Below are 5,795 nucleotides of genomic sequence, written 5' to 3'. Positions count from 1 at the left end.
TTCCCCCTTAGCTCAGTTGGTTAGAGCGACGGACTGTTAATCCGCAGGTCCCCCGTTCGAGTCGGGGAGGGGGAGCCAAGTTTTTCAACCATAAACGATTCCCCCTTAGCTCAGTTGGTTAGAGCGACGGACTGTTAATCCGCAGGTCCCCCGTTCGAGTCGGGGAGGGGGAGCCAAGTTTATGTTTATGATGTAGTTCCCCCTTAGCTCAGTTGGTTAGAGCGACGGACTGTTAATCCGCAGGTCCCCCGTTCGAGTCGGGGAGGGGGAGCCAAATCATCATAATAATATCACTACTTTAGTTCCCCCTTAGCTCAGTTGGTTAGAGCGACGGACTGTTAATCCGCAGGTCCCCCGTTCGAGTCGGGGAGGGGGAGCCAATTCTAAGAATTTCATAGACATCTCAAGCTAATTCCACTACTCTTCCTTATATAACTAAAGCATTAGTTTACTCTTTGATGCGCTGTACTTAGTTTATTAATCAAGGACTTGATTCCTTCCCTTTTGAACTATTAAAAGACTGAAAACATGGCTGGATTTAAAAAACTTATTTTTATACAAATTATCACTTGGTTATTGTGTGTTGCAGCAGGAAGCTACTTCATATCTATAAGCTTTGATACTGCAGTAAGTGATGCACAAAAAAATGCGCAAACAACTGTTACTAAGTATATTAATGACCTTTCTTTAGACGATATTTCTGCTAAAAATTTAAAACAATCAATTGCAGATGGTAAAACGTTTTCAAGCTTTACGCTAAGAGATTACCAAGGGGCTGAAATATTTAGCATTAACCCCCCTACTCAATTACCAATGTTTGCTGAATTTGTACTCTCTAACTTTAATTCTGTACGCCCTCAATTTGCTGTAAATGATGCCTCAGATATAAAAGTTGAGTTTGTACTTAACATTGAACATTTAGCGTCGCAACTTCAAACGTCCCTCTTTATCGTTATTTTGATTTCTGCGATTTTAGTTATTATTCCAATAATTTTAATGCAATCAATTTTCTATCAGCTAAATAAAAACATAAGTACAACAGTTGCTGACATTATCGATATTTATATTAATCAAAACCAAGTTGATAATGATTTAGAAACAGCGTTAGATGGCACTCGATTGAAAAAAATGGGGAAAGACTTAGTACCTAGTTTTAATCGATTATCTCATTTTTTAAAAAACAAAAACGAAGACATACAAAGCGCTGCTATGACTATTAAGCATGAAGCGTACAAAGATGTAATTACCTCGCTTGGTAATCGTAATATGTTTGTTGAGTACTACGAAAAAAATATTGAAAACACTGAGCAAAGTACATTTGGCTCTTTAGCTATGGTACGTTGTAGCGAACTACAAGCTATAAACCAAACCCGTGGTTATCAAAAAGGTGATGAGTACGTTAAAGGCGTTGCCGATATTATTAAGCACATAAGCGGCACTTACACTGGTAGCCAAGTATTTAGATTAAACAGCTCTGACTTTGCTGTAGTACTGCCTCACATTCCATTAAAAGAAGCTGAACGTTTTGGTGAAAATCTACAATCGCGTTTTACTCAGTATCAACAAAACCAAGAGCTAAGCTCGGTAGCTAATACAGGTATTGTAGGTTACGAAAAAGGTAAGCCGTTAGGCGAATTGCTTTCTGTTGTTGATAACGCGATGAGTATGGCGCAATCAAAACAAGTAAACGCATGGCACGTGCAACGAGAAACCGATTTAGTTAATAACGTAAGTGCAGGTTTTGGTAATCAAAACTGGCGTAAGATTATTAAGGAAGTTATTGAATCTAAGCGTGTACATTTAGTTATGCAGAATATTATGCCACTTGGTAAAAGTATTAAAGCCTACGCTGAAGTACAAGTTCGATTTAAAACAGAAGACAATCAAGTACTGCCTACCGCTTCTTTTTTAGCAATGGCTGAAAAGCTTGATATGGCAATAGAAATTGATCGCCTGATAATCGACTCTTCTCTTGAAAAGGTTAAAAGCCGTAACTTATCCGAAAAGTTTTTTGGTTTAAATGTAACAGCCTCTAGTGCACACAACGATCAGTTTGTAATTTGGCTAGAACGCCGATTATTAAAAGATACGCATATTGCATCTAAACTAGTATTTGAAGTAAGCGAGTTTGGTTTACAGCAAAACATAAAGGCTAGTAAGCGCTTTATCGACATGGTGCACAGAGTTGGCGCACGCGTTACTGTTGAACGTTTTGGTGTTGGCTTGACTTCATTTAAGTTTTTCCGCGATTTAAAACCTGACTTTATTAAAATGGACGCAAGTTATACTCGCGGCCTAGAAGACGATAAAAACAATCAGTACTTTATGCGCTTAATGGTCGATTTAGCCCACCGTATTGGTGTTAGCGTATTTGCTGAGGGCGTTGAGAGCCAAGAAGAGAAACATATAATAGAAACTTTGTGTTTAGATGGCGTTCAAGGTTATTACATAGAAAAACCTAAAGATATTTAATTAGTTTTTAATTAATAAAAAAAGAGCATTCGTTGCTCTTTTTTTGTTTCTGCTATTTGAGTAATTCCTTACATCAAAATCACATTAATTTTACAGCCTTGTGATCAATATGTTTGTCCTTGCGTTTATTTAACTGATAACGACTCGCAAATGTTGTTTATCGGGGCAGAAAAAAGGATAATACGCAGGACTTTAATAGCGTGAGGCACACATGACAGAATATGTCTTGTTATTGATTGGGACCGTTCTGGTTAATAACTTTGTATTAGTACAATTTTTAGGCTTATGTCCGTTTATGGGCGTATCAGGTAAGCTTGATACAGCGATTGGTATGTCTTTGGCAACCACGTTTGTGCTTACCCTTGCCTCTGTAACTAGCTATTTAGTTAACCAATATATTTTAATCCCTCTGGATATCGAATTTTTACGTACCATGAGCTTTATTTTGGTAATTGCCGTTGTAGTGCAATTTACCGAAATGGTTGTACGTAAAACAAGCCCTACTCTATATCGTTTACTAGGCATATTTTTACCGCTGATCACCACTAACTGTGCGGTATTAGGTGTAGCTCTATTAAATATCAAAGAAGATCATTCATTTTTACAATCTGCAGTGTATGGTTTTGGTGCTGCGGTTGGTTTTTCTTTAGTGCTTGTATTGTTTGCAGCACTACGAGAACGCTTAGCAGCAGCTGACGTTCCTACGCCTTTTAAAGGCGCCTCCATTGCAATGATCACCGCAGGCTTAATGTCGATGGCGTTTATGGGTTTTACTGGATTAGTGAAGTTTTAATATGACCTTGTTTTATGCCTTGATAGCGATTGGCTCGCTAGCACTCGTTTTTGGACTTATTTTAGGATTTGCAGCAATTCGCTTTCGCGTTGAAGGTAACCCTATTGTTGAGCAAATTGATACTATTTTGCCGCAAACTCAATGCGGACAATGTGGCTACCCGGGTTGTCGCCCTTACGCCGAAGCCATAGCCAATGGCGATGAAATAAATAAATGCCCACCGGGCGGCGAATCAACCATGAAAAAGCTTGCCGGCTTAATGGGTGTTGATGAAAAACCACTTGCCGGTGGCGAGCAAGCAGAACCTATAAAAACAGTGGCTTATATTCGCGAAGATGAATGTATTGGCTGTACCAAATGTATTCAAGCTTGCCCGGTTGACGCCATTTTGGGCGCAACTCGTCAAATGCACACTGTATTAATTGATGAATGTACTGGCTGTGATTTATGTGTTGAGCCTTGCCCTGTAGATTGCATTGATATGCTACCTGTAGCCGAAACTAAACAAAACTGGAAATGGCAGCTAGATGCTATTCCTGTTACACAAATAGATTAGAGGTTTGAGTGGACAAGTTACTTGAACAAATAAAAAAAGGCACCGTGTGGGCATTTCCTGGCGGCATACACCCACCACAACAAAAATCACTCTCTAATAGTGCGAGTATCACTCGCCTACCTTTGCCCGACAAACTCATTGTTGCGCTTAAGCAACACATAGGCGCAAACGGTAAGTTACTTGTAGAAAAAGGCCAACACGTCTTAAAAGGCCAACCACTTACAGCGCCTGCTGCTAACTGGTCGGTACCTGTGCATGCGCCAAGCTCTGGTGTGGTTACTGATATTGCACCTATGCCATCAGCACATCCATCGGCCCTACCTGAACTAAGTGTTATTATTGAACCAGACGGCAAAGACGAATGGGTAGCTCTAAATAAAAATAAAAATCCTGCTGAGCTTAGTCATGATGAGCTGATAAATATTATTCACCAAGCCGGTATTAGCGGTATGGGTGGTGCTGGTTTTCCTACTTATGTAAAAGCAGATACCAAGCAACCTATCGAATTTTTGATTGTAAATGCTGTTGAGTGCGAACCTTATATTACTGCCGATGACGTTTTAATGCGCGAACACGCTAAAGAAGTTATCCAAGGCATTGAAATAATGCAGCAGCTTTTAAACCCAACACTGTGCATTGTGGGTATAGAAGATAACAAGCCTGAAGCTATTGCAGCAATGAAGCAAGCAGCTGAGCATAACTCAAAAATAATTATTCAAACGGTGCCAACTATTTACCCATCTGGCGGTGAAAAGCAATTAATTAAATTACTTACTAACCGTGAAGTTCCTAGTATTGGTATTCCTGCCGATATTGGTATTTTAGTGCATAACACCGGGACTTTGTTTGCCGTACAACAAGCCGTTTATGAAGGTAAACCACTCATTGAACGTATAGTTACGGTAACAGGTAACACTATTCATAAGCCTGGAAATGTATGGGCACTACTTGGCACTGAAATAAAGCATTTACTTGATTGCCAAGGTTTCTCGCCTGTACCGCAGCAAAGTGTTGTAATGGGCGGCCCAATGATGGGCTTTACGCTACCCACAGTGCGTATTGGCATAGTTAAAACAACCAACTGTATTTTAGCGCCTGATCATAAAGAGCTAGCGGAGCCCGGCCCTGAAAAAGCCTGTATACGTTGTAGCGCCTGTGCCGATGCCTGCCCTGCTTCTTTACTGCCACAGCAATTGCAGTGGTTTGCTAAATCAAAAGAGTACGACAAACTACAAGAGCATAATTTATTTGACTGTATTGAGTGTGGTGCTTGTGCATATGTGTGTCCAAGCGAAATCCCTCTTGTACAGTACTACCGTATAGCCAAAGTTGAAATTAAAGAACAACAAGCTGACAAAATTAAAGCCGACAGAGCAAAAGAGCGTTTTGATGCACGAAAAGAGCGTTTAGATCGCGAGCAAGAAGAACGTCAAAACCGCCACAAACGTAAACCTGCCGCTAAATCTGCTGACGAAAAGCAAAAAGTAGCAGAGGCACTAGCCCGCGTTAAAAATAAATCAGATAACGGCGATGAAAAATCAGCTGTTGCAGCCGCTATTGCACGCGCTAAAGCTAAAAAGCTAGGCGACCAATCTGCTGAATTAGAACCTGACAACAGCGAAGTAGCAAAAGAGCGCGCACTACGTAAAGAACAAGCGCGTAAATATAAAGAGCAAAAATCTCAAACAGATGAATCCGCCGAGACTGCACCCGTTGATGATAAAAAATCAGCAGTCGCTGCAGCCATTGCCCGCGCTAAAGCTAAAAAAGCAGCACAAGCATTAGATAACGCTGAACAAACAACAAGTGAAGAGCCACAAAACGATGCCCCTGTTGATGATAAAAAATCAGCGGTAGCTGCGGCCATTGCTCGTGCTAAAGCCAAAAAAGCGGCTAAAGCATTAGAAGACGCTAAGCAATCCGTGAGTGAAGCGCCACAAAGCGTGGCACCTGTTGATGACAAAAAAGCAGCGG

4 protein-coding genes and 4 tRNA genes are annotated in these 5,795 nt (G+C 40.6%); all 8 read left to right on the top strand.

What is annotated here, in order from left to right:
- Window position 1: 1 nt before the first annotated feature.
- Window positions 2-78, top strand: a tRNA-Asn gene (locus L656_RS0102005).
- Between the two features lie 21 nt (window positions 79-99).
- Window positions 100-176, top strand: a tRNA-Asn gene (locus L656_RS0102000).
- A gap of 21 nt (window positions 177-197) precedes the next feature.
- Window positions 198-274: transfer RNA gene (locus tag L656_RS0101995), tRNA-Asn, on the top strand.
- 29 nt (window positions 275-303) lie between these two features.
- Window positions 304-380: transfer RNA gene (locus L656_RS0101990), tRNA-Asn, on the top strand.
- A gap of 148 nt (window positions 381-528) precedes the next feature.
- Window positions 529-2,472 carry an EAL domain-containing protein gene (locus L656_RS0101985; protein WP_024598006.1) on the top strand — a complete coding sequence of 648 codons (1,944 nt, stop codon included), beginning with the start codon at window positions 529-531 and terminating at the stop codon, window positions 2,470-2,472.
- Between the two features lie 211 nt (window positions 2,473-2,683).
- Complete coding sequence (gene rsxA, locus L656_RS0101980; RefSeq protein WP_008134172.1) at window positions 2,684-3,265, top strand: electron transport complex subunit RsxA; 582 nt, start codon at window positions 2,684-2,686, stop codon at window positions 3,263-3,265.
- A gap of 1 nt (window position 3,266) precedes the next feature.
- Window positions 3,267-3,821 carry an electron transport complex subunit RsxB gene (gene rsxB / locus L656_RS0101975; RefSeq protein ID WP_002960333.1) on the top strand — a complete coding sequence of 185 codons (555 nt, stop codon included), beginning with the start codon at window positions 3,267-3,269 and terminating at the stop codon, window positions 3,819-3,821.
- 8 nt (window positions 3,822-3,829) lie between these two features.
- Window positions 3,830-5,795 (top strand): electron transport complex subunit RsxC (gene rsxC, locus L656_RS0101970; RefSeq protein ID WP_024598005.1); only part of this gene is annotated, 1,966 nt, incomplete at its 3' end.

It is taken from the genome of Pseudoalteromonas sp. TAE56 (assembly GCF_000497955.1).
Classification (GTDB): Bacteria; Pseudomonadota; Gammaproteobacteria; order Enterobacterales; family Alteromonadaceae; genus Pseudoalteromonas.
The sequence above is the reverse complement of the archived record's forward strand: the minus strand, read 5'-3'. Positions and strand labels throughout refer to the sequence as shown.